The organism is Corynebacterium sp. ACRPS (assembly GCF_022346005.1).
In the GTDB taxonomy this organism is placed as follows: Bacteria; Actinomycetota; Actinomycetes; order Mycobacteriales; family Mycobacteriaceae; genus Corynebacterium.
Map to the genome: position 1 here is coordinate 84,749 of NZ_JAKRMY010000008.1, position 25,233 is coordinate 109,981.

Consider the following 25,233-nt stretch of genomic DNA (forward strand, 5'->3'; position numbering starts at 1 on the left):
TCCGTCAATTGATTGGTCATAACCCATTAGTTAGACCTCCCGTGGAGCAAGTTACGCGTGGGGCGCACTGGGCTATAGACTCTGCCTTTGATGATCCTGCTCATTGATAATTACGACTCGTACACGTTTAACCTCGCGCACCTCATCGCAGAGGTCTCTGGAACCGAGCCACTCGTCGTTCCCGCGGGCGAGGCCGCCGGCATCCCAGAGCGCGTGCGCGCCGGCGAGTTCAGCCACGTGGTTATCTCCCCCGGCCCCGGCACCCCGGAGGAAGACAACGACTTTGGCACGTCCCGGCGCGTTATCGAGGCGGCCGCCACAGCGCGAATTCCCCTGCTTGGCGTCTGCCTCGGCCATCAGGGTCTGGCGATGCTCGCCGGTGCCCGCATACGCCGCGCGCCCGAACCGCGCCACGGCTTCGTATCCACCATCAGCCACTCCGGCGAGGGACTTTTCGCCACCATCCCGCAGGACTTTCAGGCGGTGCGCTACCACTCCCTGCACATTGAGCCCACCCCCGGCATCACCGTGCACGCCCGCAGCGAGGACGGCACCGTCCAGGCCCTCAAGGTCGATGGCCTGCCGCATTGGGGCGTGCAATTCCACCCCGAATCGGTGCTGACACAACATGGCGCGACCCTGCTGCGCAATTTCCTCGGCGGTTTTCGCCTCCTCCACCGCGAGGTCCCCGGCGCGATTGACTGCCCCAGCGTCTTCGCGGCGCTGCAGGCAGACGGCACCGATGCCTTCTTCCTCGACTCCGCCGACGCGCGCGGGTGCTATAGCATTCTTGGCGATGCCACCGGTCCGCTTAGCAGATCCTTTCGCTACCGGCTTGGCGATGCCCCCGATATCCTCACCACCCTCGAGCGCGAGCTATCCACGCAGGTCTTTGACGCGCCGGATTTGCCGTTTACCGGCGGGGTGGTCGGTTTCCTCGGCTACGAATGCGCGCAGCTTACCCTGCCCATCCAGCTGCGCCACCGCTCGCCGTATCCCGATGCCTACTTCATCCGGCCGCAGTCCTTCCTTATCTACGACCACCACCGGCAAGTGGCATACCTGTGCTGCCTCGACGGCGAAGGCGCACAAGGCCTGCTCGACCGGTTGGAGGCAGCCCTGAAAGGCGGGCAGGTGGGAAACGAGGGGGCATCGGCAAGCGCGGGCGCCTGGCGCACCACCGACTACCTTGACCGAATCCAGCGCGCCCAAGAGCTCTTGCACGCTGGGGAAAGCTACGAGGTATGCCTGACCGATACCTATACCGCGCAGGCCACCGGCGATATTTATGCTGCGCTGCGCCGGCACAACCCGGCACCGTACGCGGCGCATCTGGTCTTCGACGGCGTGGAAATCTGCAGCGCCTCGCCCGAGCGCTTCCTTAGCGTGCGCGATAACCGCGTCGAGGCCAAGCCCATCAAGGGCACCATTCCAGCCCACCAGGACCCCGCGCTGCTTCGCGATGACCCCAAAACCCGCGCCGAGAACCTCATGATCGTGGACCTTTTGCGCAACGATTTATCCCGCGTGTGCGAACCCGGCACCGTGCGCGTTCCGGGGTTGATGAACGTGGAAAGCTACGCCACCGTGCACCAGCTCGTCTCCACGATCACCGGCCAATTGCGCCCCGGCGCCACCGCGCTCGACGCCATCCGCGCCGCCTTCCCGCCCGGTTCTATGACCGGCGCGCCGAAGCTGCGCACCTGCGAGATTATCGATGCCCTCGAGGCAGGACCCCGCGGCGTCTATTCCGGCATCGTGGGCTACCTCGGGTATTCCGGCGAGGCTGATTTCAGCGTGGTCATCCGCACCGCGGTGCGCGCGGGTTCCGAGGTCACCGTCGGCGCCGGCGGGGCCATCGTCCTCGATTCCGATCCCGCAGCCGAGCTGGCCGAAAGAAACCTCAAGGCCCAATCGGTCCTCGGGGCGTGGTCATGAGTTCCTATATCTGGCGCGACGGCGCCTTCATCCCCTGCACCCCACCGGCTGACCCCTGCACCGTGGCCGATTCTTGGCGGCATTCGCAAGGCCGCACGCACGGTCTCCACCTGCACTTGGAGCGCTTCGAATCCGCCGCCGGGACCTTGCCCGTAAGCTTCGTCCCCGCCATGCTGGAGCTCCTTTCAGATGGCGAGCTTTTCCCCCGCATCGCCCTCATGGCCGGCGAGCTTTACCTCGATATCCGGCCTGCCCCGGCTCCGCGCGCCCACACGCGCCTTACTTATACACAGGCCCCCGATCCCCGCGTGCAGCCTCTAGTTAAAGGCCCGGACTTGCCCGCCCTGGCTGCTTACCGCAGCCAGTATCAGGTAAGCGGCACCGATGACACCGCGATTGTCGATGCCCACGGTGCCATCGCAGAAACCACCACCGGCGCGCTCATCGCCTGGGACGGCGACACGCTCCTGCTTCCTACCGGCGTGCGCCTGCCCAGCGTGACCCTGCGCCAAGTCCTGCACCGCTGCAATGACTTGGGACTTTCCACCGCGCAGCACCCATTGACCCCGGCACTCGCTGCGGAATGTCCCCTGTGGTTTATCAACTCACTGCATGGAATTAGCCCCGTCAGCTCCATACACACACCACACGACACCATCACTCCACCGCCGCACCCGGAGGCCGCAATCTGGCAAAACTGGTGGTGGCAGGGTTTTAGCCCCGCGGGTGCAGGCGAACACTACACATAACACTCAACACAACACTGCACATGTTGAGTGTTGTGTTGAGTGTTCGTGTTGAGTGTTGGGTGTTCAGGCGCCCACCTACCTCACCAAGCGATACCTCTGTTTAGGGCTGCGCAAAGGCTCCGTACGCTCGATCCTTCCACTATCTACCAATTGGTTCAGGATTCTGCGCACCCCACCAACAGAAATCCCGGCGGCCGCCGCCAACTCACGGCTATTCGCAGACTGATGCTGAGCCAAATACTCCAGAATCCGTTCACTAGAACCGCCGTGTATAGACGCACTCCGCTCTGGCAAAGTCATTTCACGCCGTTCAAAAGTTAGCTTAAACGTGGTCAACGAATCCGTCGGCTTCGGCGGAGGAAGAAGTGTCTTTTGCAGCTGGTCAAGAATCTCAATGTAGCCAGTTCCACGATTTTCCGCCACGTACCCAGACCCGCCGGAGATAGCCGTTACCTCCAATAGCTGAGACAGGTGCTGATTCCTCGCACTTGTCATGCCCGGATCCCCAAGGTTATTGACGTTCACCATCCCAAAAAGGCCACCCGGATTAATGATTTCTAGGCGGTCAGCGTACATATCAACCTGAACCTGTGTCCCTCTAGCCTGGGGAGAATAGTCCCTGTGCATGAGCGCATTAGCAACTGCTTCCCTGACTGCTACTGGCGGATAATCCGGCAGGTCTTCTCGGAACGCCCCGTCGACGACGCCACCTACCCGCATATTTTTCTCAACCGCGAAAACCACCGCTGGCACCAATTCCGGAATCGGGCCTACAAAACTCGCGTTATCAACAAATCTTTGGCCTTTGGTCGACGTCTTATCCGTTCCCACATAAGCAGTAAAAGTTACATTGAGCCGCGGGAAAAATTCTTGCGGATAAATGCCAGCTGCTAATAAGCCAGCCAAGGTTGGATGAACATCCCCATCATCTCCCACGCCGGTGAGATGCAGGGCTTTCAATGCCCTTTCATCAGAGAACTTGCCAAAGATCCCTGGCCGCAGGCTGCGTTCGCGCTCTAGGATTTGCTGGACGATGTCCCGATCGAGGTCTGCAATAGTAGCCGCCTCCACGACCTCCAGATCCCACGAGGGCTGCATCTTATTTTCTTCGAGACGATCGATTTCATAGGGCTTCAATAACCGGTCTTCATCGTGCTCGCGAATGTAGCTGCCGTTGTATTTAGATTGCGCAGTAACCCAGCATGGTTTATCAAAGGGTGCAAGCTCTGGAATTTCCGCAACTACTACCGGCGCGCCATCGACAGCACCAATTTCCACATCGGCACGGACAGCAGGGGTCAATTTCTCCGCGCAGGCCTCCACGAATGCTTTGGCTATGGGCTCGGCTTGGAAGCCTTCGACGGGAAGAAACCCTGAGTCCTCATCGAGACCAAAGATGATCGTTCCGCCTTTTCCGTTGGCAAAAGCAGACACCGACCGCGTTATCTTCTTGGGAAGGCCTCCGCCAGCTGCTTTTACTTCGACCATGCTGGTGTCTTTGCCTATGGCACGCAGATTGTGAACAATCCGCTCAATTTCTTCTAGGTCCATCGCTTCCCCGCTTGCCTCTCACCTTCAGCCGAGCATTACACATAACACTACACAAACACTCAACACAACACTGCACATGTTGAGTGTTGTGTTGAGTGTTGGGTGTTCACGCCGCGCTTCCCTTTGGCTCCGGCAGATCGCGGCCTTTAGCCTTGGCCTCGCAGCGCACGCTTTAATTCGCTGCCAATAATGGTGCGCGCAATCAGTGCATCCGAAATGATCCCGCCCATCTGGACGAACGGATGGACTTGGCCCTTAAATTCGATAGAGCTCACTACATTTCCCGCATTGAGCATCCGCCCAACGTAGTCACTTACTTCAGAGACCAACGGATCAAGTTCACCGGTAATCACCGTCGCTGGAGGCAGCCCCGCCAGATCGCCATTCCTGCCGGGAGACATACGGATATCCGTGCGGTCTGCAGCGCCAGCATAAGAATCATAAAAATAGTTAAGGCGCCGCCTGGTGAGGTAATAGCCATCGCTAAAATCCGAATGGGATTGCGTGTCAAAGGTGGATAAATCCATGACGGGGTAAATCAGCACCTGATGAGCCAGCTGATCGCGCAGTTCTTGTGCGATCACCGCTGCGATATTGCCGCCCGCGCTGTCTCCGCCCACGGCAACGCGCGTTGGATCGATGCCGATCCCCAATTCTCCTTGTAGCACCCCGTCTACTACTGCACGGCAATCATCTAGTGGCGCCGGGAAAGGGTGCTCCGGTGCACGGCGATAGTGCACGCTGATACAGATGATTCCCGCTTCTGCGGCAATGTCCCGCACGGTTGTATCCGTGGTCTCTAAATCCCCCAGCACCCAGCCGCCGCCGTGGAAGAAGATGAAGGCAGGCGCTGCTGGGGCATCGGCAAGCGCGGGCGCCTGTGGCACATAAACCCGCACCGTGACACCGCGCACCGAGGTCTCGTACACGGAAACCATCGGGGTTTTCTTGCCCCAAGCCGCTGCCGTCTTCTGCTGGGCGGCGCGGTTTTCTTCAGGAGTACGCGTGTCCAGCTGTGGGGCATCCCTGTTCAGGTCGAGGAATTTTTGGGCTTCGGGCTGAATAAACACCATAAAAATACTTTCCAGTGCTGCATCTATTGGGCAATGCAAGCACTCATAATCGCGGGGTTAAGTAGCGGAAAGGCCCGCCGGGTGTTCCGGCAGGCCTTCTTTGCTTGCTGCTTTTTCTTATCGGGAATGCGCGTTGCGCGGCTGCGCAGTTTCAAATGCTCCTGGAGCCGCTCCGGGGACATCTTCCACATGCTGCGGTCCGCGTGCCCGGGCTTGGTGTATTTCTTGCGTTGAGCCATGCCGTCACCTCCTAACCTGTGAGGTGACTAAGCATAGCGTGCCCAGGGCAGATTAGCAGCTCTTAGTGTCCGCGCTCTTGCTCGATGGCCTTGCCCTCGTTCCAGAAGGGCACGAGCTTGTTATCGAATAGGGACAGCGCGGCGCCGATGGCCATGTGCATATCCAAGTACTGATAGGTGCCCAAGCGGCCGCCGAATAACACCTTGTTTTCCTTGGCTTCTTGGGCGGCTAGTTTGCGGTACGCCTCCAGCTTGGAGCGATCCTCCGGGGTATTGATGGGGTAATACGGCTCATCGCCCTTATCGGCAAAGCGCGAGTACTCCTTCATGATGACCGTCTTATCGGAGGGGTAACGGTCCTTGCGCTCTGGGTGGAAGTGGCGGAACTCGTGGATGCGGGTGAAGTCCACATCGGCATCGTTGTAGTTCATCACCGGGGTGCCTTGGAAGTCGCCAGTATCGAGCACTTCGAGGTCGAAATCCAGGGTGCGCCAGCCGAGCTCGCCTTCGGCGAAGTCAAAGTAGCGGTCCAGCGGGCCGGTGTAGATTACGGGAGCATCCGGGGAATCGGCGCGCAGATCCTCGCGAACATCGAACCAATCGGTATCCAGGCGGACCTCGATGTTTTCATGATCCGCCATGTTTTCTAACCACGCCGCATAGCCATCGACGGGCAGGCCTTCGTAGGTGTCGTTGAAGTAGCGGTTATTGAAGGTGTAGCGCACCGGCAGGCGGGTGATATTGCTGGCCGGCAGTTCCTTGGGGTCGGTCTGCCACTGCTTGGCGGTGTAGTCGCGGATGAACGCCTCATAGAGCGGGCGTCCGATAAGCGCGATGGCCTTTTCTTCCAGGTTTTTGGCCTCATCCGCAGAGAATTCGCCGGCCTGGTCTTTGATCAGTTCGCGGGCCTCATCGGGCGAGTAGTACCGGCCGAAGAATTGGTTGATAAGCCCCAGCCCCATGGGGAATTGGTAGGCGGTGCCATCGTGCATGGCAAAGACGCGGTGCTGGTAGTCGGTGAAATCGGTGAACTGGTTGCAGTACTCCCACACGCGCTTATTGGAGGTGTGGAAGAGGTGCGCGCCGTATTTGTGCACTTCAATTCCGGTGGTGGGTTCCGCCTCGGAATAGGCATTGCCGCCCAGGTGCTCGCGGCGCTCGACGATGAGCACCTTCTTTCCCAGCTGGCTAGCGGCCCTTTCCGCAACGGTCAGGCCAAAGAATCCGGAACCAACAACGATGAGGTCATAAGAAGTCATGGCTTCCACTTTATTGCACTCCAGAGGGGAACACGGGTCATCGGCGTGTCGCAACAAGATTCACAGTTGTCACACTCGTAGCATCACTATCAACTGTTAACTTTTGGCAACCGTTTTTACAGCTACATCGGCACCTAACTCAACCCAGGGAGAATAGAGTGAAGCAACGACGTCGACTAGTCCCCACGAGGTCACCGTGGTCCACACCCGTCATCGCGACGGTTTCCTCCATTGCCCTCGTCATGGCGGCCGCATTCGGCGGCCAGCAGGTCCTTAAAACCCAGGACTCCGGTTCTGGCGGACCTATCGAGGTGAAAAACGCCTCTGAAAGCTTTAGCAACGCCGACTCCGTCGTCGTTGATGACCCCGCCGTGGCAGCGCAAGGCGATGGCGAGGGCCCACGTGCCGTCAAGCACTTCCACCGCGACGAGACATTCAACATGTTCGCCGTGACCTGGGAGGGCAAGCGCGACGTGCACTCCTTCGTCCGCTCCAAGCAGGAGGACGGCTCCTGGAGCGAATGGTTCGATATGGATGCCATGAACTACGGCGATGGCAAGAACGGTACCGAGCTTATTTACGTAGGCGATACCAACGATGTGCAGGTATCCATGGCCAATGTAGACCTAGTAACCGGTTCCAACCTGGATGACGATGCTGAGTTGCCCGATAAAGCAGCCGGCGCTGCGGATGCCAACCGCGCCGCCTCGCAGCCTTCTAACGTCGGCGATATCGCCCCTGTAGCTGATGAAAACAACACCGACCGCACCACCGTGTCGGACCTGGATGCCGTCTTTATGGACGGCAATGCCCAAGAAGGCCAAGCCATCGAACCTACTGCCGCCACCGATGGCATGCCCAAGGTAGTGTCCCGCTCTGGGTGGGGCGCCGATGAATCCAAGCGCTGCCAACAGCCCACCTACGATGACGGCATCAAGGCGATGACGCTGCACCACACCGCGGGCTCCAATAACTACACCCCGGCACAGGCTGCCGCACAGGTTCGCGCTGCCTACGAGTACCACGCCCAGAATCTGGGCTGGTGCGATATTGGATACAACGTGCTCGTGGATAAGTTCGGTACCATCTACGAGGGCCGCTACGGCGGGCTGGACAAGGCCGTCCAGGGCGCACACGTTGGTGGCTTCAACTCCCATAACTGGGGTATTTCCATGATTGGTAACTACGAAATTGAGGAACCATCACAGAAGATGCTGAACTCGGTGGCAGAAATTGCCGGGTGGAAGGCAGCAATTTCCGGCATCGATCCCACGGGCACCGCTACCCTGACCTCTGGCGGCTTTGGCGGCTCCCGCTTTCCAGCCGGTGCGCAGGCAACCGTGCCTGCCTTCAGCGGTCACAATGATTTCCACTACACCCAGTGCCCTGGTCGCTACACCGTGCAGCACTGGGACGAGATCCGCAAGAACACCAAAAAGAAGTACGACGCTGTTAAGGCTGGCGGTAACTCCGCAGCAATGAACTGGGATAAGAAGTCGCCATCGAGTGGCGGCGATCAGTCCACCTCGGGAGATACCACCTCTTCCATCGCTGGTGTCGATGTTCCAGTATCGACCATCCAAGCCTTGGCTGGCATCGCCGCCACCGTGTTCGGCGTCTTGGTTGCCAATGACCGCGTAGCGCAGCCGGATGCCGATAAGAAGGTTGCGGGTGAGCTTACCGTCGGCGAGATTCCGAAGATCGTCAACAAGGTTGTGCAGCTTTCTAATAACGAAGGCCTCAAGGAATCCTGGACCTCCGTCCTGAACGCCTTTGGCCCAGTCTTGGGTCTCGCCGTTGGCGGACCTGACACCACCGATTCCGGCAAGATCATGTACCAGCTCTTCAAAAACGGTGTGGTCCTCTCCTCCGAGGACTCTGGGGCAAAGGCCCTGACCGGAGAGATTGCCAAGAAGTGGGCAGAAGGCGATAACGCTTCCAAACTCGGACTGCCCACCACAAACGAGATGAAAGACGGCAAGGAAATCCGCGTCCAGTTCCAGGGCGGCGAGATTGTCTACAACATGGATACCGAAAAGGTAGACATCTACACCGACTAGCCTCCCCGTGGAGTGGGAGTTAGAACCAGCGCTCCAAAACCTTTGCCACGCCCGCCTGGTGGTTGGCCACGGTGACCGCATCAGCGGCCGCCTTCACCGCCGGGAGGGCGTTTTCCATTGCCACCCCACAGCCGGCCCACGTGAGCATCTCAATATCGTTGGGCATATCGCCAAAGGCAATGGTTTCTTCCTGCGCTATCCCATGCTGCTTGGCCAACCACTCCACGCCGCGGCGCTTGGTGACGTTGGGGGCCGCGACCTCGAGCACGCCCTCCTGCATGGAGTAGGTGATATGCGCCAGCTCCGGATCAATATGAGGCGCAATCAAGTCATAGAGTTCTGGCGCGGAATAATCCGTATTCCGGATAAGCAGCTTGACCACTGGCCGTGCCACCAGCTCGCCCACGCTGACGACGCCGAAGCCTTCAAAGAGGGCATTTTCGGAGTAGTGCGGGTCGACGACGAAGAGCTCCTCGGGGGCATTGGCAAGCGAGCCACCCGCCCGCTCTGCACCAAAGCCAACCGTGCCAAGGACGCGCAGCGCTACCGTCACCACCTCTTCTAGCGCGTCTGGATAAAGCTCCCGCGCGGATAGCACGCGGTCTTCCGCGGAATCATAGAGCACCGCCCCATTTGAGGTCACACATACCGGGAGCACCGTGAGCTGCTCCAGCACCGGCTCTATCCAGCGAAAGGGCCTGCCGGTGGATAACGCAAAATAAGCACCCTGCTGCACCGCCCGCGCCACTGCGTCGCGGTTGCGACGCGGGACGCGATGATTGCGGTCCAACAGGGTGCCGTCAATATCGCTCGCGATGAGCCGAGGGGCCCGGGTAGGGAAAGTATCCATACCCGCGAGTTTACTTCAGGACTTAGAAGTCCATCTCATCCTCATCGGAGTCTTCCCAGTTCAAGGAACGCTTGATAGCGCGCTTCCATTCACCGTAGAGGTAATCCACCTCTTCTTGTTCCATCTTGGGCTTGAATACGGTGAGGTCACCGCGCTGGGTATCCAAGATGCTGAGGTCTTCCCAGAAGCCATTGTCCAAGCCGGCAGCAACAGCGGCGCCGGTTGCGGTGGTCTCAATGTTCTTCGGGCGGTGTACCTCCACACCCAAGATGTCAGCCTGGAACTGCATGAGCAGCTCGTTGGTGGTCATGCCGCCATCCACGCGCAGCTCGGTAATTTCCACGCCGGAGTCCGCCACCATGGCATCTGCCACGTCGCGGGTCTGGTAAGCGGTTGCCTCGAGGACAGCGCGGGCCAGGTGTCCACGGTTGGCAAAGCGGGTCAGGCCCACAATGACGCCGCGGGCATCGGGACGCCAGTGCGGGGCGAAGAGACCGGAGAACGCCGGAACAATGTAAACGCCGCCGTTGTCCTTGGTCTCCCGTGCCAAGTTCTCGATGGCAGAAGAATTAGGGATGAGCTGCAGGTTATCGCGCAGCCACTGCACCAAGGAGCCACCCATGGATACGGAGCCTTCCAGCGCGTACACGGGGCGCTCGCCCTCGCGCTGGAAGCAAACGGTGGTCAACAGGCCGTTATCGGAGAACTTCGGGGTGGTACCGGTGTTCAGCAGCAGGAAGAGGCCGGTGCCGTAGGTGTTCTTGGCCGAACCTGCACGGAAGCAGCCTTGGCCGAACATAGCGGACTGCTGGTCCCCCAGGATGGCGCGAATAGGTACGCCGGCGAGGGAACCGCGCTCCCGAACGGTGCGGAAATCACCCAGGGACGGGCGAATCTCCGGCAGCATGGACATAGGAATGCCCATTTCCTTGCACAGCTCTTCGTCCCACTCCAGCTTTTCGATGTCCATGAGGAGCGTACGCGAAGCGTTGGTCACGTCCGTTGCGTGCAGCGCTTCCATGTCGCCGTCGCCCTCGGCACCGCCGGTAAGGTTCCACAGCAGCCAAGAGTCAATGGTTCCGAAGAGCAGGTCGCCCTTTTCGGCGCGCTCGCGGACGCCATCGACATTGTCGAGGATCCACTTAACCTTCGGGCCGGCAGGGTAGGAGTTGATCAGCAGGCCGGTGCGGCGGCGCCACTTATCCGGGCCCTCTTCACCAGCCAGTTCCTTACAGATAGCGGAGGTGCGGGTGTCCTGCCAGACGATGGCGTTGTAGACGGGCTCGCCAGTGTTCTTATCCCACACAACTGTGGTTTCGCGCTGGTTGGTGATACCGACGGAGTCGATATCTTCTACTGTTATATCGCCATTGGCCAAAGCCTCCCCCACGGCGCGGCGAGTGTTGCTCCAGATCTCCTGCGGGTCGTGTTCTACCCAACCCTTTTCTGGGAAGATCTGCTCGTGCTCGAGCTGGCCCACGGAAATCTGATCGCCATCGTGGTTGAAGATGATGCAGCGGGTTGACGTGGTTCCCTGGTCAATAGCTGCGACGTATTTCTTATCACTCATGTGTCTAATTTCTCCTGTATAGGGTTGGATTAAAGCGCAATGGACAGTAGACCAACGGCGACGGCCGAAAGCAGCGAGCCAACAATCGGCACCCAAGCATAGCCCCAATTAGCGCTGCCCTTGTCCTTAATGGGCAGGACGAAGGCGTACATCAAGCGTGGACCCAAGTCACGGACCGGGTTGATGGCGTATCCCGTAGGCGTACCCAGGGACAGGCCAACGGCGACAACAACGAATGCCACACCGAAGTAGCTCAGCGGTCCCAGCTCGCCGCCGGCAGGGCCGAAGGCGATGAATATCAACAATACGGTGGTGGCGATGAACTCAGTTACCGTATTCCATCCATTGTGTGGGTGAGCGGGGGCAGTGAAGAAGATGCCCGCGGTTTCAGAATTGGCACCGGTGACATTGCCCTCTTCGTCGTAGTTATTCGCATCGAAGAGCTGCTTGAATGCGGCCCAGGCCAAGAAGGCACCGAACATAGCACCCAGGATTTGGCCCAGCACGTAGAACGGAACCAAGTTCCATTCGAGCGAACCATTGAGCGCGAGCATGAGCGTTACCGCAGGGTTCAAGTGACCGCCGGTTGGGTCAGCGACGCTGGCGCCGACGAAGACACCCATGCCCCAACCCAAGGCAATAACAATCCAGTCGGAGCCACGGGCGCCCGAAGTGCGGAGGTTTACCAGCGCACACACGCCGTTACCAAGAAGCATCAGCAGCGTGGTGCCGATAAACTCCCACAAAAATGCGTCAGATCCAGCCATTAGCGCCTCCCCTTATCCTTGAGTCTCGGTCGGACGAGCGGAGCCAGCGCGGACCAGAATGTCGTTAGCTTCGCGGTCAGTTACAGCTGCCTCGGCAGCCAGCTCGGCCTCGGTGTGCTTGGTGAAGGTATCCACCTCGAGCTGCTTGTCTTCCTCGCTCCAATCCAGCAGCGGAGCAACGAAGTCCGCAACAGCGGGAGCTGCGTTGACGCCACGGTCACCGAACTCGATGGCAACGCGGAGGCGACGGGTCAAGATATCGTCCAAGTGCAGTGCACCCTCGTGGGTGACGGCGTAGCGCACCTCAGCCCAGAGGTAGGACTCTGCGCCAGGAACGGGCTCGAGCAAGGACTCGTCATCCTGCGCAGGAGCCAGAACCTCGCCCAAAAGCGAACCGTAGCGGCCGAGCAGGTGCTCGATGAAGTCCTCGCTCAGGTTGTAGCGGCGGGCCAAGGTAGGAATCTGGTTGGCCAGTGCGTGGTAGCCGGCAGCGCCCAGGATCGGGGTGTGCTCGGTGATGGACTCCGGCACCTTGCCGCCGAGTTCCTTCACGGCTAGGTCAACGGCATCCTTACCGATGACGCGGTAGGTGGTGTACTTACCACCGGCAACGGAAACCATGCCCGGGGCCACGCGAGCCACGGCGTGGTTGCGGGACAGGTTGGTGGTGGAATCGGACTTACCGGACAGCAACGGGCGCAGGCCAGAGTAGACACCGACGATGTCATCGCGGGTGATCTGGCGACGCACGCGCTGGTTGACCTCATTCAGGATGTAGTCAATATCTGCCTTGGTGGGGGCGGGATCCGGAAGGGATAGACCCTTCTCCCAGTCGGTATCGGTAGTACCGATGATCCAGTAATCGCCCCATGGAATGACGAAGAGGACGGACTTTTCGGTTACGAAGCACAGTGCTGCTTCTGCATCCAGGGCATCCTTTGGCACGACGATGTGCACACCCTTGGAAGCGTGAACGGTGAACTTGCCTTCCACGCCGGCCAGCTCCTGGATCTTGTCGTTCCAAACACCGGTGGCGTTGATGAAGACCTTACCGCGCACGGTGGCCTCGCGGCCAGTGGCGGTATCGCGGACCTTGGCGCCAACGATGCGGCCACCGCGGTCCTTATCAAAGCCGATGACCTCGGTATTGGTGCGCACATCGGCGCCGTACTCGGCGGCGCTGCGCAACACGGTCATCGTGTGGCGGGCATCGTCCACCAGGGTGTCGTAGTAGCGCACACCGCCGACGATGGCGTCTTCCTTCAGGCCAGGGGTGACCTTAAGGGCGCCCTTGCGGGTGAGGTGCTTTTGCATCGGCACGCTCTTTGCACCGCCCATGAGGTCATAAAGGGTAAAGCCGCCGAACATCATGACGCGCTCCCATACGTGGTGGGTGAGCGGGAAGATGAACTTCAGCGGCTTAACTAGATGGGGAGCCAACGTGGACATGTTGAGCTCGCGCTCCTTTAGGGACTCTGCCACGAGGCGGAAGTCAAACATCGCAAGGTAGCGCAGGCCACCATGGAACATCTTGGAAGAGCGAGAAGAGGTACCAGCGGCGAAGTCGCGGGTCTCCAGCACTGCGGTCTTCAAACCGCGGGTTGCTGCATCCAGTGCCGCGCCGGCACCTACGGAGCCACCACCGATGATGACGACGTCGTAGTCCTCATCCGCGTAGCCGTTCCACACATTTTCAAAATATTCGGGGTTAAAGGATTGGTTGCTTTGCTGGGTCATTAGAGACCGCATCTCCTTCCTTGGTGCTCATGTGTGCTTGCTCCGACAAACGATGAATGAGATGGCGTAAGCACAGCTAAAAGCAAGTTTTGGATGATTCATGATGGCGACTATTGCGCTCTAAAAAGTAGAGCCAATATCTCCTATCTCCTATGCTAGAGGTCACCGGGTAAACATTCACTAGAGGTTTCTCACACGTAACTTCCGGCCCCGTAAGCAGTCAATTTCCACCCTTTGCTTAGCTCCCCAAAAAGAAAAACACCCCCTCGCGGGGGTGGCAACGCCAACGTTTGCACGCGGCTAATCTTTTTGTAGCCGGGCCATCGCTTCCAAAACCTCAGACATACCTGCGCGCTCGGCGGAATACGTCACAGCCTGCGCATCCTTGACCACCTCGATGGGCGCGGTCTCTAGAGCAACGACCGGGATGTGATTCAAAAATTCTTCATCCCCTGGTTCATTACCAAAGACCAAAGTCTCGCTCGGCTTGGCTTCCAAATCATCTAGGATGCAGTCCACGCCGGCGGCCGCCGTGGCCGAGGTAACCTTCATCGCCTCCTTATCCACGAGCGGCTTTTCGGCCTGCTCATCAAGCTGGATATGCCACACCGCCTGCGGGACATCGAGATCCGCATCGCACGACACCGCGATGAGCACCTCCGCCGCGGGGTAGATGCCTTCTAGCGCCGCCTTCAACCGCGGGGTCAGGGCATCGTCTTCCCAGTTCAGCGTGCTTTGATGCGCCACTACTACGCGCGGGATGTCAGAAAACTGGGCCTTGAGCCGGTGCGGCAGGCGAGAAACGATCAGGCGCGACTGTGTCGCCGCGGCGAGCAATCCTTGCTCTACCACGGATCCTTCCCAGATCTCCTTGCTGCTTGCGGCAATAGAGGCCTGGGCCTGCGCCACGTCGGACTTCAATTGCGCCATGACATCGGCGACCTTATCCTTGCCTTCATCCAAGCCACGGGTCGCCTCTTCCACCACGGCATTGAGATTGGTTTTGACCCACTCCAAGGTATCGGCCGCGATATGCTTCTTTTCCTGGGGCTCGTCGCCAACGTGTTCTTCCTGGCCTTCCTTACCTTTGGCAGAGGCCATGTGGTTGCGCACGAGTTCAACGGTGGAAACGGAAACGCGCTCTTTGAGCCCTACCAAATCATCGCGCAAACGACGCACCCGGTGCCGCTCCGTTTCTACCTCCGCATCGCGAGCTTCGGCCTCTTCCAGGGTCGGGGCAGAACCGCCCTTGCGCGCGGGAACCCAATATTCGCCGGCGGGCATGGGGCCGAACTCCGCCTCGTAATCCTCCCAAAGTCCCTCTAGGGCCTCCTGCATGCGCCGTCGGATTTCAGCTGTATCGGCTTCTGGGTCCCCAGTGGGGTAATACGGCTCGAGCGCGGAAATAAAGACCGGAGTCTTGGTGCGTCCCAAATTCTTCTTGTGGCCCTTTGTCCACAGGCGCTGCGAACCAAACATCACTTGCGGGACAACCGGCACGCCCGCCTCAAAAGCGATGCGAGATGCGCCGGTTTTCATGCTGCGGATTTCAAAGCTGCGGGAAATCGTGCCCTCCGAAAAGACACCGACGAGCTCGCCGGCTTCGGCAAGCTCTACCGCCTTGCGCAAGGACTCTTTGCCATCGATGCGGTCTACCGGCACGTGCCCCATGGCGCGCAGCAGGGCACCCACGCCTGGCGCGCTAAAGATGCTGGCCTTAGCCAGAAAGCGCACCAGCCGTTTTTTACGATAGGCAATGAACGCGCCGAACAGAAAATCCATGTACCCGGTGTGATTGCACACCAGGACGGCACCGCCGTCATCGGGAATATTCTCTTCCCCCGACAGGCGCATCTGCAGGCCTTGGGCCAAGGTGAGGCCGCGCCCAATGTGGGTGATCTGGCGGTACAAGAAATTCGTCGCAGCGTTCATGGTGCTCCTTTAGCTTTGCTCCGCAGGCTACTGCGGCGTGAGAACATCCTTGCCCACGAATGGGCGCAAGGCCTCTGGAACAACGACGGAACCATCGGCTTGTTGGTGATTTTCCAAAATCGCCACGATCCAGCGGGTGGTGGCCAATGTGCCATTCAAGGTGGCGGCTACCTGCGTCTTCCCGTTCTCGTCGCGGTAGCGAGTGGATAGGCGGCGGGCCTGGAAGGTGGTGCAATTGGAGGTAGAGGTTAGCTCACGGTAGGTGCCTTGGGTTGGCACCCACGCCTCATTATCGAATTTGCGGGCCGCCGAAGAGCCCAAGTCACCGCCGGCGATATCGATGGTGCGGTACGGCAATTCCATCGCAGCCAGCATTTCCTTTTCCATATCGAGGAGCTTTTGGTGCATTTCCTCTGCGTCTTCCGGCTTGCAGTAGACAAACATCTCTAGCTTGTCGAATTGGTGCACGCGCAGGATGCCGCGGGTGTCCTTGCCGTGGGAACCGGCCTCTCGGCGGAAGCAGGAGGACCAGCCGGCGTACTGCAGGGGACCATTGGATAGATCGATGATCTCATCCTTGTGGTAGCCAGCAAGGGCTACCTCGGAGGTGCCCACGAGGTAGCGATCATCGGCTGGCAGGTAGTAGATCTCATCGGAGTGCTGGCCCAAAAAGCCCGTGCCGGCCATGATCTCTGGGCGCACCAGAACCGGCGGAATCATCAGCTGGAAGCCGGCTTCCCGTGCCTTTTGTGCAGCCAACATCAGCATGCCCAGCTGCAGGAATGCGCCATCGCCGGTGAGGTAGTAGAAGCGGGCACCGCCGACCTTCGCACCGCGCTTGACGTCAATGAGCCCCAGGGATTCGCCGAGTTCAAGGTGGTCCTTGGGCTCGAAATCGAACTGCGGGATCTCGCCTACCTCTTCAACGAGGACGAAGTCATCCTCGCCGCCGGCGGGCGCACCTTCGACGACGTTATCGATCTTGTACTGCAGCTCTTCCACCGTGGCCTCAGCCGCGGACCGAGCCTCTTCAGCCTCTTTGACCTTGGCTTTCAGCTCATCTGCGCCTTCCAGCAACGCCGGGCGCTCTTCCGGGGAGGCCTGACCAATCTTCTTGCCCAGGGATTTCTGCTGGGAACGCACCTCGTCTGCCTTCTGGATGGCAGAGCGACGCTTCTCATCGGCTGCGAGGAGCTGATCCACGAGCGAGGGGTCTTCCCCACGGGTGACCTGGGAGGCGCGGACAACGTCTGGGTTTTCACGGAGTAGCTTGAGATCAATCACGGAACTGATTCTAGCGCACTGCCATTGCCTTGCCGTGGTAATAACCAGCGAATTATTATGGAATCATGTCCTCCCTAGAATTGCCGGCCCGCGAAATCAGCGATGGCCCCACTCCCAAGCACGCCCAATTGCACGATATTCTGGAGGAATTATGTAATACCACCTTCAAACCCGGTGATATCCTCCCCGGTGAGAGGCTCCTAGAGGAAACCTACGGCGTCTCCCGCATTACGGTGCGCCGGGCCATCGGGGATCTCGTTGCCGCCGGTAAATTGCGCCGCGTGCGCGGTAAAGGCACCTTCGTTGCCCCCAACCCCTTGGTATCGCGCCTTCACCTGGCCTCTTTTTCCGATGAAATGAGTGCCCAGGACGTGGTGGCTTCCTCCAAGATCCTGAATAGCGGCCGCGCTAGCGCACCGGAGGCGGCCACCCAATTCTTTGGCACCCCTGCCACAGAGGAACAAATTCATTTGCGCAGGCTGCGCTTGGGCGATGGCGAGCCTTATTCCATCGATGACGGCTGGTACAACTCCGCTTTTGCGCCGAGCCTGCTGGAAAATGACACCTATAACTCTGTGTACTCGATTTTGGATAAGACATTTGGCGTCCCCATCACGGACGCGGACCAGACCGTCTCCGCTATTGCCGCCAATGAGGAGATTGCGCCGCTTCTCGATGTCCCCGTGGGTTCCCCACTGCTGCACATCGTGCGTTGCTCGCGCTCGGGGGATAAGCCCGTGGAATGGTGTTCCTCGGTCTACCGCACTGATAGGTACCACCTGAATACCCGCGTTTCCCGGGATACCTCAATCTAGAAAAGACCCTGCTTAAGGGGTAAGATAATGGGCCTTATGAAGAAATCACCTGCGTGGCGTTCCGCTGTGGCCGTCCAGATTGCCTTGATCTCAGCAATCGCGGCGGCCGTTTTCATGGGTATCTACGGCATTGTCAGCAACCACGGCTCCAACGGGGCCGATAATACGGCCTCTTCCGAGCAGTCCGCTGAGGGCGGTGCGGGTGGCTCGGGATCCTCCGATCCGAAGACGGAGCCTTTTACCTCCGCTTCCGCTGGGTCCTGCGTGACGTGGGATATCAACGAGGATGGCTCTGCCGCTTCCTTCAAAGAGGTGGAATGCTCGGAGCAGCACCGCTTTGAGGTCTCTACCGTGGAGGATCTCAGCGTCTACCCCACCAGCGAATTCGGCCCAGATGCCTCGCGGCCCGCGCTTACCCGCCAGCACCAGCTGCGCGATGAGCTCTGCGAATCCGCCACAGTGAGCTACCTGCACAGCAAGTGGGATCCGCACGGCAAATACGATATTGCCTCCATTTTGCCGCCGGAATCCGCGTGGGATAACGGTGACCGCACCCTGCTGTGCGGCCTACAGACCACCGATGATCACGGCGTGCCGCAATTGACCACCGGCAACGTCGAGGCCTCCGAGCAGGCCAATCTGGCTAAGCCGGGCGAGTGCTTGGCCATCGATGATCAGCAGGTACCGCACGTCGTGGACTGCGGCCAGCCACACCAGCTGGAGACGGTATCCGTCATCGACTTGGGCAAGAAATTCCCCGACGCGTACCCGGACGGCAAGGAGATGGATAAATTCCTCTCGGATACCTGCACGGCCGCCGCTGAGGATTACTTGGGCGGGGAAGAGCAGCTCTACCAATCCACGCTGCAACCGTTCTGGGGCACCGTATCGGAAGAGTCCTGGAATGGTGGCACCAAGTCCGTGAACTGCTCACTCGTCCACGCCCGCGATGATGGCGGCTTCTCCTCCATCACTGGTACCGCCACCGGTGGCCGCCAGGCGCTCTCCATCGATGGCAACCCGCCGGAGGAGCGCCCTGAGCGCAACCCGATTCGCGATGATAAGCCGGCGCCGTAAATGTATTCCGTCTCGGAAGAGCGCTTCGAGGAGATGGTCAATGACGCCCTCGATCAGGTGCCCGATGAATTCGTGCGCAAGATGCGCAACCTAGTGATCCTGGTGGAAGAGGAAAACCCCGATAATCCCACCTTGCTGGGGCTCTATGAAGGCGTCGCTTTGCCTCGGCGCACATTTGACCACACCGGGTATTTGCCCGATGCGATCTTCATCTATCGCAGCACGCTGCAGCGCTGGGCCACGTCAGAAGAAGACCTGGCCGAGCAGGTCAAGGTCACGGTCTTCCACGAGCTAGGCCATTACTTTGGCATGGAAGAACACGAACTGCACCAGCTGGGCTGGGGTTAGAGCTCAATATCGGCCCAGCGGGTAAGCGTCCACTCGCCAAATTTCTTGCCGCGCGGTTCCATCACGGTAAAGCGGCAATTGGGCATATAACCGGTATAGGCAAAGTCCGCGTCCGCCCCGGTGGCGTGCTTCGTCACCACCCGGATGGCGGCGCCGTGACTGACGAGGATGACATCGCGGTCATCGGCAAGCTGCGCCGCAATCTCTTCCAATGCGGGCTGGAAACGCGAAAGCACGTCCTGGAGCCGCTCGCCACCTTCCATGGCGGCCTGGCTATCGCCGTAACACCAGCCGCGCATGGCCGTATCGTGGCTGCGGTGGGCGGCCTCGCTGGCATCGAGCTCCCAATCGCCGGCGAAAATCTCCTGCACATTCGGGATGACATCGATGGGAATGGAAAAGCGCGGCAGGTTCCGCTCCTGTTCAAAGGCGCGCGCCGCCAAGGTGGCGGTCTGCTGCGCCCGCAGCGCAATAGAGCACTTGAAGTCGACCTCGCGATCACCCACGAACCCCGCTAGCTCCCGGCCCACCTCCGTGGCCTGGTTGCGCCCCAGATCCGTAAGCTCCGCGCCCGGCGGCCGGGTATCCAGCAGCCGGGATACGTTGGAATGGGTTTGGCCATGGCGCAGCAGGATGATTCTTCCAGTCATGCGTCCAGATTATTGACCCCTGCGCGCCCTCGCCACCCAGGCATCCGCCTCAGCCAGGTCCCGCGGCGGGTGGCCGGCGGGCGTCGCGGTGGGCCAGGAGCCCAAAAAGCGCAGTTCCTCCGCCCGCAACCACACCGCGCGCAGGGCCTCAGCAACCGGCTGGTCATCGATATGCCCAATCAGGTCCACATAGAAGCGGTAGGTACCAAAGGTCTGGCGAGTCGGCCGCGACTCAATCCGGGAAAGATCCACCCCACGGTGGGCAAAGTCTTGCAAGGCCCCCACCAGGGTTCCCGGCTGGTTGGGCAGGGTGAGAATGACGCTGGTGCGATCCTGGCCGGTGCGCGCGGTCGGGCGACCCGGCAGGCCCACCAGGACGAAGCGGGTGGCCGCGCCCTGCACGTCGGCCACGCCGCTCGCTTTGGTTTCTAGGCCGAAGATTTCAGCCGCCCGCGCTGGTGCCGCCGCAGCGTCGACCTCCCCGCGCGCTACCGCCTGCGCCGCCGCCGCATTCGAGCTCGCCGGAACGAATTCCACGCCCGGCGCATTCTCCGCCACCCAGCCGCGGATTTGTTGGAAGGCCACCGGGTGCGTGCTCAGGCGCGTGATGTCTTTCGTTCCCGGCCGGGTCATGATGCTGAAGGTCACGGGGATATCTACCTCGCGGTAGATCTGTACGGGATCGCCTTCTACCAGCGCGTCAAAGGTCGTCGTCACCGCCCCGTCCACGGAGTTTTCGATGGCGACGCAGGCATAATCGGCCTGCCCGGCGCGCACGGCCGCCACCGCCGCCGATGGCGAGTCCACCGGCAGGGTCTCTACGGTCTCCCCGCGCGCTTCCCACTCGGCGGCGAATTTGTGCACGGCGGCCTCCGTGAACGTACCGGCAGGGCCTAAGAAAGCGATGGTTGTAGTCATGCCCGTCACCTTAGCCCACTAGACTGGTGCGCCATGGACTTTTCCATAGAACGACTCCGCGCGGATGTGCAGGGCATGAGCCCCGCAGAGCACGGTTTTACCTACCTGGATCTGCAGCGCACCCCCGCCCGCACCGGCCGGCTGCGCGGGTGGGTCCTATCTGCAAAGGATCTCAACGATGTCGCGGGCATGCCCACCACTTTGGGCAATGCCAACCGCACGTACTATCCCGCGGTCAGCGAGCCGTTCATCGCGACATTGGAAAAGCAGGGCGCGATATTCATTGGCAAGTCCTCCACCCCGGAGTTGGGCTTGCGCGTCGATACCGAGCCGGTGGATCTTCCCCACCCCGATAATCCCCTTTATCCAGGACGCACCCCGGGCGGATCTTCTGGCGGCGCGGCCGTCCAGGTGGCCCGCGGCCTCGTGCGCGCGGCGCAGGCCAGCGATGGCGGAGGTTCCATTCGCGTTCCCGCGGCGGCCTGCGGGGTCGTGGGCTTTAAGCCTGCGGGCAGCAGCCTGGGCGCGGAGGGGTTTATCACCCGCACCGTGGCCGATAATGCCTTCCTGCACGGCCACCGCATGATCACCCCGCGCGCCCGCATTGGGCTCTTGCTGGAGCCCCTGTTTGCCGCGACCCGGGTAGAGTCCCACCACCTGCGGGCGGCACGCGAGGCCGCGGATCGCTTGCGCGCTGCGGGGTTCGAGGTCGTCCCCATTGCGCCTTATCCGCAGGCAGGGGCCACGTTTGCGCACTTCCGCGAGATTTTTACCTCCCGGTTTGTGGGGCTGCCGCAGGCAGAGGGCTACGCGGCTTGGGTGGCCCAGCAAGGCGCTACCGTATCCGCCGCAGAGCTAACCGCCGCGCAGCGCCATGTCCGCCATCTCCCGGAGCTCTTGGCGCAGCAGTGGCGGGTCGATGCCATTATCACGCCCATGCTCACCGCGGATCCGCCGCCGCGGGGGCATTTCCTGTCCCTGCCGCACGCGGAGAATTTCGACGCCCAAACGCGCTGGTCCCCGTGGGCTTCGCTGTTTAATATGGCCCAATTGCCCGCCATCTCCGTTCCTTGGGCCATCCCCGCGCACGCGCCCGTCGGCGTGCATCTGGGAGGCATTACGCTTTCCGATGCCCAACTTTTAGGCCTCGCCCACATCCTGCACCCATGACCAAGAAACTACGCGCCGAACTGCTCATCGTCCTCACCCTGACCTTTGGTATTTCCGGGGTCAGGGCGGTGCTGCGGCTAATCATTTCACTGGCGGCCCCGCAGCCGCTCAATGAGCAATCCGTCACGCTCAATTCCAGCCAATCCGCTCTGGCGTGGGTGGATTTGGGCCTGCAATTGTGCTCGGCGGCGGTCCTTTTTGCCTATGGTGCGCTGGTACTTTTCCTGCTGGCACAAGACCACATTAAACCGGCTGCCTACCGCGCCTCTGATTGGTTGCACGGCGCGGGGCTTGCCGCGCTCATCGGCATCCCGGGCTTAGTTTTGTATTTCGCCGCGGTGCAGTTTGGCTGGAGCAAAGAGGTCATTCCCGGTGACTTCGATAATGCGTGGTTAGAGATTCCGGTGTCCCTCATCAAGGCGGCCGCAAACGCCTTTGCGGAAGAAACTGTGGTGGTCATGTGGCTGATGACCAGGCTGCGCCAGGCGCGCTGGTCGCTGCCGGCCGCCTTGGCGGCAAGCTCCATCCTGCGCGGTTCATATCACCTGTACCAGGGGGTATCGGCCGGCTTTGGCAATATCATCATGGGCGTAATCTACGGCTACTACTATCACCGCACAGGCCGCGTGTGGCCGCTTGTCATCGCGCACTTTCTTATCGATGCGATCGCTTTCCTCGCCTATTCCTTCGGCCTTTCTGTGCTTTAATAGTGGCGTGCTCGCGAGGAAAGCGGGGGAATTGGCCGGCGCCTTGTAAGGTATAGCGCATGACTGAATCAGGACGAGATCCGCATCGGGAGGCGCGCCGCGCTGGCGATAGCTCATCCAGTGAGTTCGTCCTTGGGGCCGATGGCCGTCCCCTCAAGGACCGCTACGGTCGGCCCATCCGCCGCCGGCCGCGCACGAATCGTGCCGAGCCGCAGCAGCACATCCCGCGCCAGGAAACCCCTACCCGTTACCCCAGCCAGTACCGGGCCCAGCAGCGTTCCGCGCAGCAGCCACCACAGCGGCCACCACGGCGATCGCAGCCGCAATCGCCGCAGCAGCTGCAACAGCGCTACCAGCCACAACAAGCGCAGCAACCGCCTCGCCGCCACTCTAAGCCGCACAGCCGCCGGAAAAAGACCAATCCGGTCAAGCGGTTCTTTGGGTGCGCCGGCATCTTTGTCCTCGTCGTCGTGGTCTGCAGCCTCATCTTCGCACTGTGGGCCGATACTCGCCTGACCCGCGTGGATGCCCTCCCGGATGAGCAGGTGGCCAATACCTCCGGCACCAATTGGCTGTTGGTGGGATCCGATTCCCGCCAGGGCCTATCCGAAGAAGACCAACAAGCCCTCGGCACCGGTGGCGATGTGGGCGAGGGCCGCACCGATACCATCATGCTCCTGCATATCCCACGCTCCGGCCAAGCCCAACTGGTCTCCATTCCGCGCGATAGCTACGTGGAAGTACCCGGCTTCGGCATGGATAAGATCAACGCCGCCTTTGCCTACGGCGGGCCAAAGCTCTTAGCACAAACCGTGGAGGGCAATACTGGCCTGCACATTGACCACTATGCCGAAATTGGCATGGGTGGTTTGGCCAATGTGGTCGATTCCGTCGGCGGCGTTGATATCTGCGTGCAAGAGCCCATCAATGACCCACTGGCGGGCATCGATCTGCAGGAAGGCTGCCAGAAGCTAGAGGGCGGCGACGCGCTGGGTTATGTGCGCACCCGCGCCACCGCAATGGGCGATCTCGACCGCGTGCAGCGCCAGCGCGAGTTCTTCGCGGCGCTGTTAGATAAGATCACTTCCCCAGCGACGCTGATTAACCCCTTCCGGTCGATTTCCCTGATTAACCACACCGCCTCCTCCTTCATCGTGGGCGATGGCGACCACGTATGGCACCTGGCCCGCGTGGCGCTTGCGATGGGCTCCGGCGTGGACACGGAAACGGTTCCCATTGGCGGGTTCCAGGACACCGTCGTGGGCAATGTCGTGCTCTGGGACGATGAAGGTGCCCAACAACTCTGGGACTCCATGAAATAGGCCTGAACTCAATCTTCGTATCGAAAAAACGTTATTGAGAAACTAACAAGTGTGGTTGCTATGATGAATTCAGGGTAAATTCTCCATTCCACAGGATCCATAGAAAGCATCCTAACTATGCCAAGCATGAAGGCTATTGCGCTGGCGGCTGCGAAAGCCCAGGCTATGCGCCGCGGCCCTGAGTTTTTCTTGTTCATGCCTTAACCCATCCTAGCTAGATTGCGAAGAAAGCGGCCCTTTCCTCCTCGTTTTATAGGGAAAGGGCCGCTTTGATGTGGTGTGTTTAGCGCAACGTCACCTGGCGGGACTTGATGTTTTCTAGCTGCTTGCGCTCTTCTGCGTTCAATTGCGCGTCATTGGAGATTTCTTCTTCCAAGGCCTTATCTACGCCCGCGAGCTTGTCCTCATAAGAGGAGCAATCAACCTCGGGCTGCACGTCAAAGACGGGGGCGATGAGGCCGTGGGTGCGGAAGACTCCGGCGAACTTGGTGTCCTCGCCCAGGTTCAGCTCGCCACGCGCGGCGACTCGCGCCAAGGCGTTGAGGAACGCGGCCTCATCGTCGTTCGGGCGCACCCAGCGCACGTGCGCTTTGCCGCCGCCGGCATTGGCCCAAAAGGCGGTGCCGGTAATGTTGTTGCCCACCTGGTGGGATTCGATGACCGAATCATTGGCGGCGCGCATGGACTGCGATACCTCAGGGGTGACCTGCGCACCTTCCGGAATCCACCAACTGAAGTCCTGGTGGACTTCGATGTCGAGGGTAGTTGCGGCATCGATAAGCTCACTAAGCTCCGGCTGCGAGCCATCGGCCGCGGTCGATTCCAAGGTAGAGCCTGGCTCGTTGTTCTTGACCCAGTTCAGGGCGAAGGCCAGATCCCGGCCAGGGTTGTGGGTGTGGGACTGCACCTGGAGTGCCACAAAAGCATCGCCGCCGAATTCCTCATCGCGGATCAGCGCCGCGGTGGCGCCCGGGAGGACGGTGGAGACGTAGACGTTCCTATCGCAGCCCTTCACGTCGAGCTTCGCAAAAGCAGAAGGCACGAACTCTTGCATGGCAACGAGGGAGGCCTCCGCTGCGAGGCCGCTATAGGGGCGCGGGTCTTTTTCCAAGGCGGCGCGTTCTTTGGCGCGGGCAGCAAGCTTCGCCTGACGGCGGGACATGCCCTCAGGCAGGTCTTCTTGTTTCTTTTTCTTCTTGGCCATGCCTCCAAGATAC

The 25,233-nt window shown here is 60.4% G+C and carries 22 protein-coding genes; 9 read left to right on the top strand and 13 right to left on the bottom strand.

Features of this window, described 5'->3' with window-relative positions; genetic code table 11:
- Nucleotides 1-90 precede the first annotated feature (90 nt).
- Nucleotides 91-1,938, top strand: coding sequence for a chorismate-binding protein (locus MHX65_RS06185; protein WP_239269299.1), 1,848 nt, complete (start codon nt 91-93; stop codon nt 1,936-1,938).
- The gene (locus MHX65_RS06190) at nt 1,935-2,687 is read left to right on the top strand and encodes an aminotransferase class IV (protein WP_239269300.1); all 753 of its coding nucleotides are present in this window, start codon (nt 1,935-1,937) and stop codon (nt 2,685-2,687) included. Before MHX65_RS06185 ends, MHX65_RS06190 begins: the two co-directional genes overlap by 4 nt.
- A 75-nt stretch (nt 2,688-2,762) precedes the next feature.
- Here MHX65_RS06190 and MHX65_RS06195 read toward each other — a convergent pair whose 3' ends face one another.
- From MHX65_RS06195 to glf, 4 genes are all read right to left on the bottom strand, one after another.
- Complete coding sequence (locus MHX65_RS06195; RefSeq protein WP_239269301.1) at nt 2,763-4,238, bottom strand: ATP-binding protein; 1,476 nt, start codon at nt 4,236-4,238, stop codon at nt 2,763-2,765.
- Between the two features lie 146 nt (nt 4,239-4,384).
- The gene (locus tag MHX65_RS06200; RefSeq protein WP_239269302.1) at nt 4,385-5,311 is read right to left on the bottom strand and encodes an alpha/beta hydrolase; all 927 of its coding nucleotides are present in this window, start codon (nt 5,309-5,311) and stop codon (nt 4,385-4,387) included.
- A gap of 23 nt (nt 5,312-5,334) precedes the next feature.
- Nucleotides 5,335-5,550, bottom strand: coding sequence for a hypothetical protein (locus tag MHX65_RS06205; RefSeq protein WP_239269303.1), 216 nt, complete (start codon nt 5,548-5,550; stop codon nt 5,335-5,337).
- A 62-nt stretch (nt 5,551-5,612) separates the two neighbouring features.
- A complete protein-coding gene (glf, locus tag MHX65_RS06210) occupies nt 5,613-6,809 on the bottom strand; it encodes a UDP-galactopyranose mutase (RefSeq protein WP_239269304.1) in 1,197 nt (398 codons plus the stop codon).
- A gap of 158 nt (nt 6,810-6,967) precedes the next feature.
- Between glf and MHX65_RS06215 the strand changes: the two genes are divergently transcribed.
- On the top strand, nt 6,968-8,869 hold the full coding sequence (locus MHX65_RS06215; RefSeq protein WP_239269305.1) for an N-acetylmuramoyl-L-alanine amidase: 1,902 nt from the start codon (nt 6,968-6,970) through the stop codon (nt 8,867-8,869).
- Nucleotides 8,870-8,888: 19 nt separating this feature from the next.
- Here MHX65_RS06215 and MHX65_RS06220 read toward each other — a convergent pair whose 3' ends face one another.
- From MHX65_RS06220 to serS, 6 genes are all read right to left on the bottom strand, one after another.
- Nucleotides 8,889-9,719: an HAD family hydrolase gene (locus tag MHX65_RS06220; protein ID WP_239269306.1), complete on the bottom strand. Its 831-nt coding sequence runs from the start codon at nt 9,717-9,719 to the stop codon at nt 8,889-8,891.
- A gap of 22 nt (nt 9,720-9,741) precedes the next feature.
- Nucleotides 9,742-11,289 carry a glycerol kinase GlpK gene (gene glpK / locus MHX65_RS06225; RefSeq protein ID WP_239269307.1) on the bottom strand — a complete coding sequence of 516 codons (1,548 nt, stop codon included), beginning with the start codon at nt 11,287-11,289 and terminating at the stop codon, nt 9,742-9,744.
- A 29-nt stretch (nt 11,290-11,318) separates the two neighbouring features.
- Entirely contained in the window at nt 11,319-12,056 is a 738-nt protein-coding gene (locus MHX65_RS06230) for an MIP/aquaporin family protein (protein ID WP_239269308.1), read from the bottom strand.
- A gap of 12 nt (nt 12,057-12,068) precedes the next feature.
- Nucleotides 12,069-13,793, bottom strand: coding sequence for a glycerol-3-phosphate dehydrogenase/oxidase (locus MHX65_RS06235; RefSeq protein ID WP_239269309.1), 1,725 nt, complete (start codon nt 13,791-13,793; stop codon nt 12,069-12,071).
- 300 nt (nt 13,794-14,093) lie between these two features.
- Nucleotides 14,094-15,725: a lysophospholipid acyltransferase family protein gene (locus tag MHX65_RS06240; protein ID WP_239269310.1), complete on the bottom strand. Its 1,632-nt coding sequence runs from the start codon at nt 15,723-15,725 to the stop codon at nt 14,094-14,096.
- Nucleotides 15,726-15,752: 27 nt separating this feature from the next.
- Nucleotides 15,753-17,009, bottom strand: coding sequence for a serine--tRNA ligase (gene serS / locus MHX65_RS06245; RefSeq protein ID WP_239269311.1), 1,257 nt, complete (start codon nt 17,007-17,009; stop codon nt 15,753-15,755).
- Between the two features lie 65 nt (nt 17,010-17,074).
- Between serS and MHX65_RS06250 the strand changes: the two genes are divergently transcribed.
- The 3 genes from MHX65_RS06250 to MHX65_RS06260 are packed head-to-tail and all read left to right on the top strand — an operon-like array spanning nt 17,075 to nt 19,249.
- The gene (locus tag MHX65_RS06250) at nt 17,075-17,824 is read left to right on the top strand and encodes a GntR family transcriptional regulator (protein WP_239269312.1); all 750 of its coding nucleotides are present in this window, start codon (nt 17,075-17,077) and stop codon (nt 17,822-17,824) included.
- Nucleotides 17,825-17,851: 27 nt separating this feature from the next.
- The gene (locus tag MHX65_RS06255; protein WP_239269313.1) at nt 17,852-18,901 is read left to right on the top strand and encodes a septum formation family protein; all 1,050 of its coding nucleotides are present in this window, start codon (nt 17,852-17,854) and stop codon (nt 18,899-18,901) included.
- Nucleotides 18,902-19,249: a metallopeptidase family protein gene (locus MHX65_RS06260; RefSeq protein ID WP_239269314.1), complete on the top strand. Its 348-nt coding sequence runs from the start codon at nt 18,902-18,904 to the stop codon at nt 19,247-19,249.
- Here the strand turns inward: MHX65_RS06260 and MHX65_RS06265 are convergent.
- Both MHX65_RS06265 and pheA read right to left on the bottom strand, forming a co-directional pair.
- Nucleotides 19,246-19,899, bottom strand: a complete 654-nt coding sequence (locus MHX65_RS06265) for a histidine phosphatase family protein (RefSeq protein WP_239269315.1) — start codon at nt 19,897-19,899, stop codon at nt 19,246-19,248. The two genes, MHX65_RS06260 and MHX65_RS06265, sit on opposite strands and share 4 nt — an antisense overlap.
- A gap of 9 nt (nt 19,900-19,908) precedes the next feature.
- Nucleotides 19,909-20,817: a prephenate dehydratase gene (gene pheA / locus MHX65_RS06270; protein ID WP_239269316.1), complete on the bottom strand. Its 909-nt coding sequence runs from the start codon at nt 20,815-20,817 to the stop codon at nt 19,909-19,911.
- Nucleotides 20,818-20,850: 33 nt separating this feature from the next.
- Between pheA and MHX65_RS06275 the strand changes: the two genes are divergently transcribed.
- The 3 genes from MHX65_RS06275 to MHX65_RS06285 are packed head-to-tail and all read left to right on the top strand — an operon-like array spanning nt 20,851 to nt 24,016.
- Nucleotides 20,851-21,987 (top strand): amidase, encoded by a 1,137-nt coding sequence (locus MHX65_RS06275; protein ID WP_239269317.1) that lies wholly within the window; start codon nt 20,851-20,853, stop codon nt 21,985-21,987.
- Nucleotides 21,984-22,694, top strand: a complete 711-nt coding sequence (locus MHX65_RS06280; RefSeq protein WP_239269318.1) for a CPBP family intramembrane glutamic endopeptidase — start codon at nt 21,984-21,986, stop codon at nt 22,692-22,694. The genes MHX65_RS06275 and MHX65_RS06280 overlap by 4 nt, the downstream gene beginning before the upstream one ends.
- A gap of 59 nt (nt 22,695-22,753) precedes the next feature.
- Nucleotides 22,754-24,016 carry an LCP family protein gene (locus tag MHX65_RS06285; protein WP_239269319.1) on the top strand — a complete coding sequence of 421 codons (1,263 nt, stop codon included), beginning with the start codon at nt 22,754-22,756 and terminating at the stop codon, nt 24,014-24,016.
- A gap of 283 nt (nt 24,017-24,299) precedes the next feature.
- Here MHX65_RS06285 and MHX65_RS06290 read toward each other — a convergent pair whose 3' ends face one another.
- The gene (locus tag MHX65_RS06290) at nt 24,300-25,220 is read right to left on the bottom strand and encodes a DUF5926 family protein (protein ID WP_239269320.1); all 921 of its coding nucleotides are present in this window, start codon (nt 25,218-25,220) and stop codon (nt 24,300-24,302) included.
- Nucleotides 25,221-25,233: the final 13 nt, after the last annotated feature.

Bases quoted from the DNA above. Each gene is read 5' to 3' on its own strand.
- MHX65_RS06185 (WP_239269299.1), top strand. From the start codon at position 91: ATGATCCTGCTCATTGATAATTACGACTCGTACACGTTTAACCTCGCG.
- MHX65_RS06190 (WP_239269300.1), top strand. From the start codon at position 1,935: ATGAGTTCCTATATCTGGCGCGACGGCGCCTTCATCCCCTGCACCCCA.
- MHX65_RS06195 (WP_239269301.1), bottom strand. From the start codon at position 4,238: ATGGACCTAGAAGAAATTGAGCGGATTGTTCACAATCTGCGTGCCATA.
- MHX65_RS06200 (WP_239269302.1), bottom strand. From the start codon at position 5,311: ATGGTGTTTATTCAGCCCGAAGCCCAAAAATTCCTCGACCTGAACAGG.
- MHX65_RS06205 (WP_239269303.1), bottom strand. From the start codon at position 5,550: ATGGCTCAACGCAAGAAATACACCAAGCCCGGGCACGCGGACCGCAGC.
- glf (WP_239269304.1), bottom strand. From the start codon at position 6,809: ATGACTTCTTATGACCTCATCGTTGTTGGTTCCGGATTCTTTGGCCTG.
- MHX65_RS06220 (WP_239269306.1), bottom strand. From the start codon at position 9,719: ATGGATACTTTCCCTACCCGGGCCCCTCGGCTCATCGCGAGCGATATT.
- glpK (WP_239269307.1), bottom strand. From the start codon at position 11,289: ATGAGTGATAAGAAATACGTCGCAGCTATTGACCAGGGAACCACGTCA.
- MHX65_RS06230 (WP_239269308.1), bottom strand. From the start codon at position 12,056: ATGGCTGGATCTGACGCATTTTTGTGGGAGTTTATCGGCACCACGCTG.
- MHX65_RS06235 (WP_239269309.1), bottom strand. From the start codon at position 13,793: ATGACCCAGCAAAGCAACCAATCCTTTAACCCCGAATATTTTGAAAAT.
- MHX65_RS06240 (WP_239269310.1), bottom strand. From the start codon at position 15,725: ATGAACGCTGCGACGAATTTCTTGTACCGCCAGATCACCCACATTGGG.
- MHX65_RS06250 (WP_239269312.1), top strand. From the start codon at position 17,075: ATGTCCTCCCTAGAATTGCCGGCCCGCGAAATCAGCGATGGCCCCACT.
- MHX65_RS06255 (WP_239269313.1), top strand. From the start codon at position 17,852: ATGGGCCTTATGAAGAAATCACCTGCGTGGCGTTCCGCTGTGGCCGTC.
- MHX65_RS06260 (WP_239269314.1), top strand. From the start codon at position 18,902: ATGTATTCCGTCTCGGAAGAGCGCTTCGAGGAGATGGTCAATGACGCC.
- MHX65_RS06265 (WP_239269315.1), bottom strand. From the start codon at position 19,899: ATGACTGGAAGAATCATCCTGCTGCGCCATGGCCAAACCCATTCCAAC.
- pheA (WP_239269316.1), bottom strand. From the start codon at position 20,817: ATGACTACAACCATCGCTTTCTTAGGCCCTGCCGGTACGTTCACGGAG.
- MHX65_RS06275 (WP_239269317.1), top strand. From the start codon at position 20,851: ATGGACTTTTCCATAGAACGACTCCGCGCGGATGTGCAGGGCATGAGC.
- MHX65_RS06280 (WP_239269318.1), top strand. From the start codon at position 21,984: ATGACCAAGAAACTACGCGCCGAACTGCTCATCGTCCTCACCCTGACC.
- MHX65_RS06285 (WP_239269319.1), top strand. From the start codon at position 22,754: ATGACTGAATCAGGACGAGATCCGCATCGGGAGGCGCGCCGCGCTGGC.
- MHX65_RS06290 (WP_239269320.1), bottom strand. From the start codon at position 25,220: ATGGCCAAGAAGAAAAAGAAACAAGAAGACCTGCCTGAGGGCATGTCC.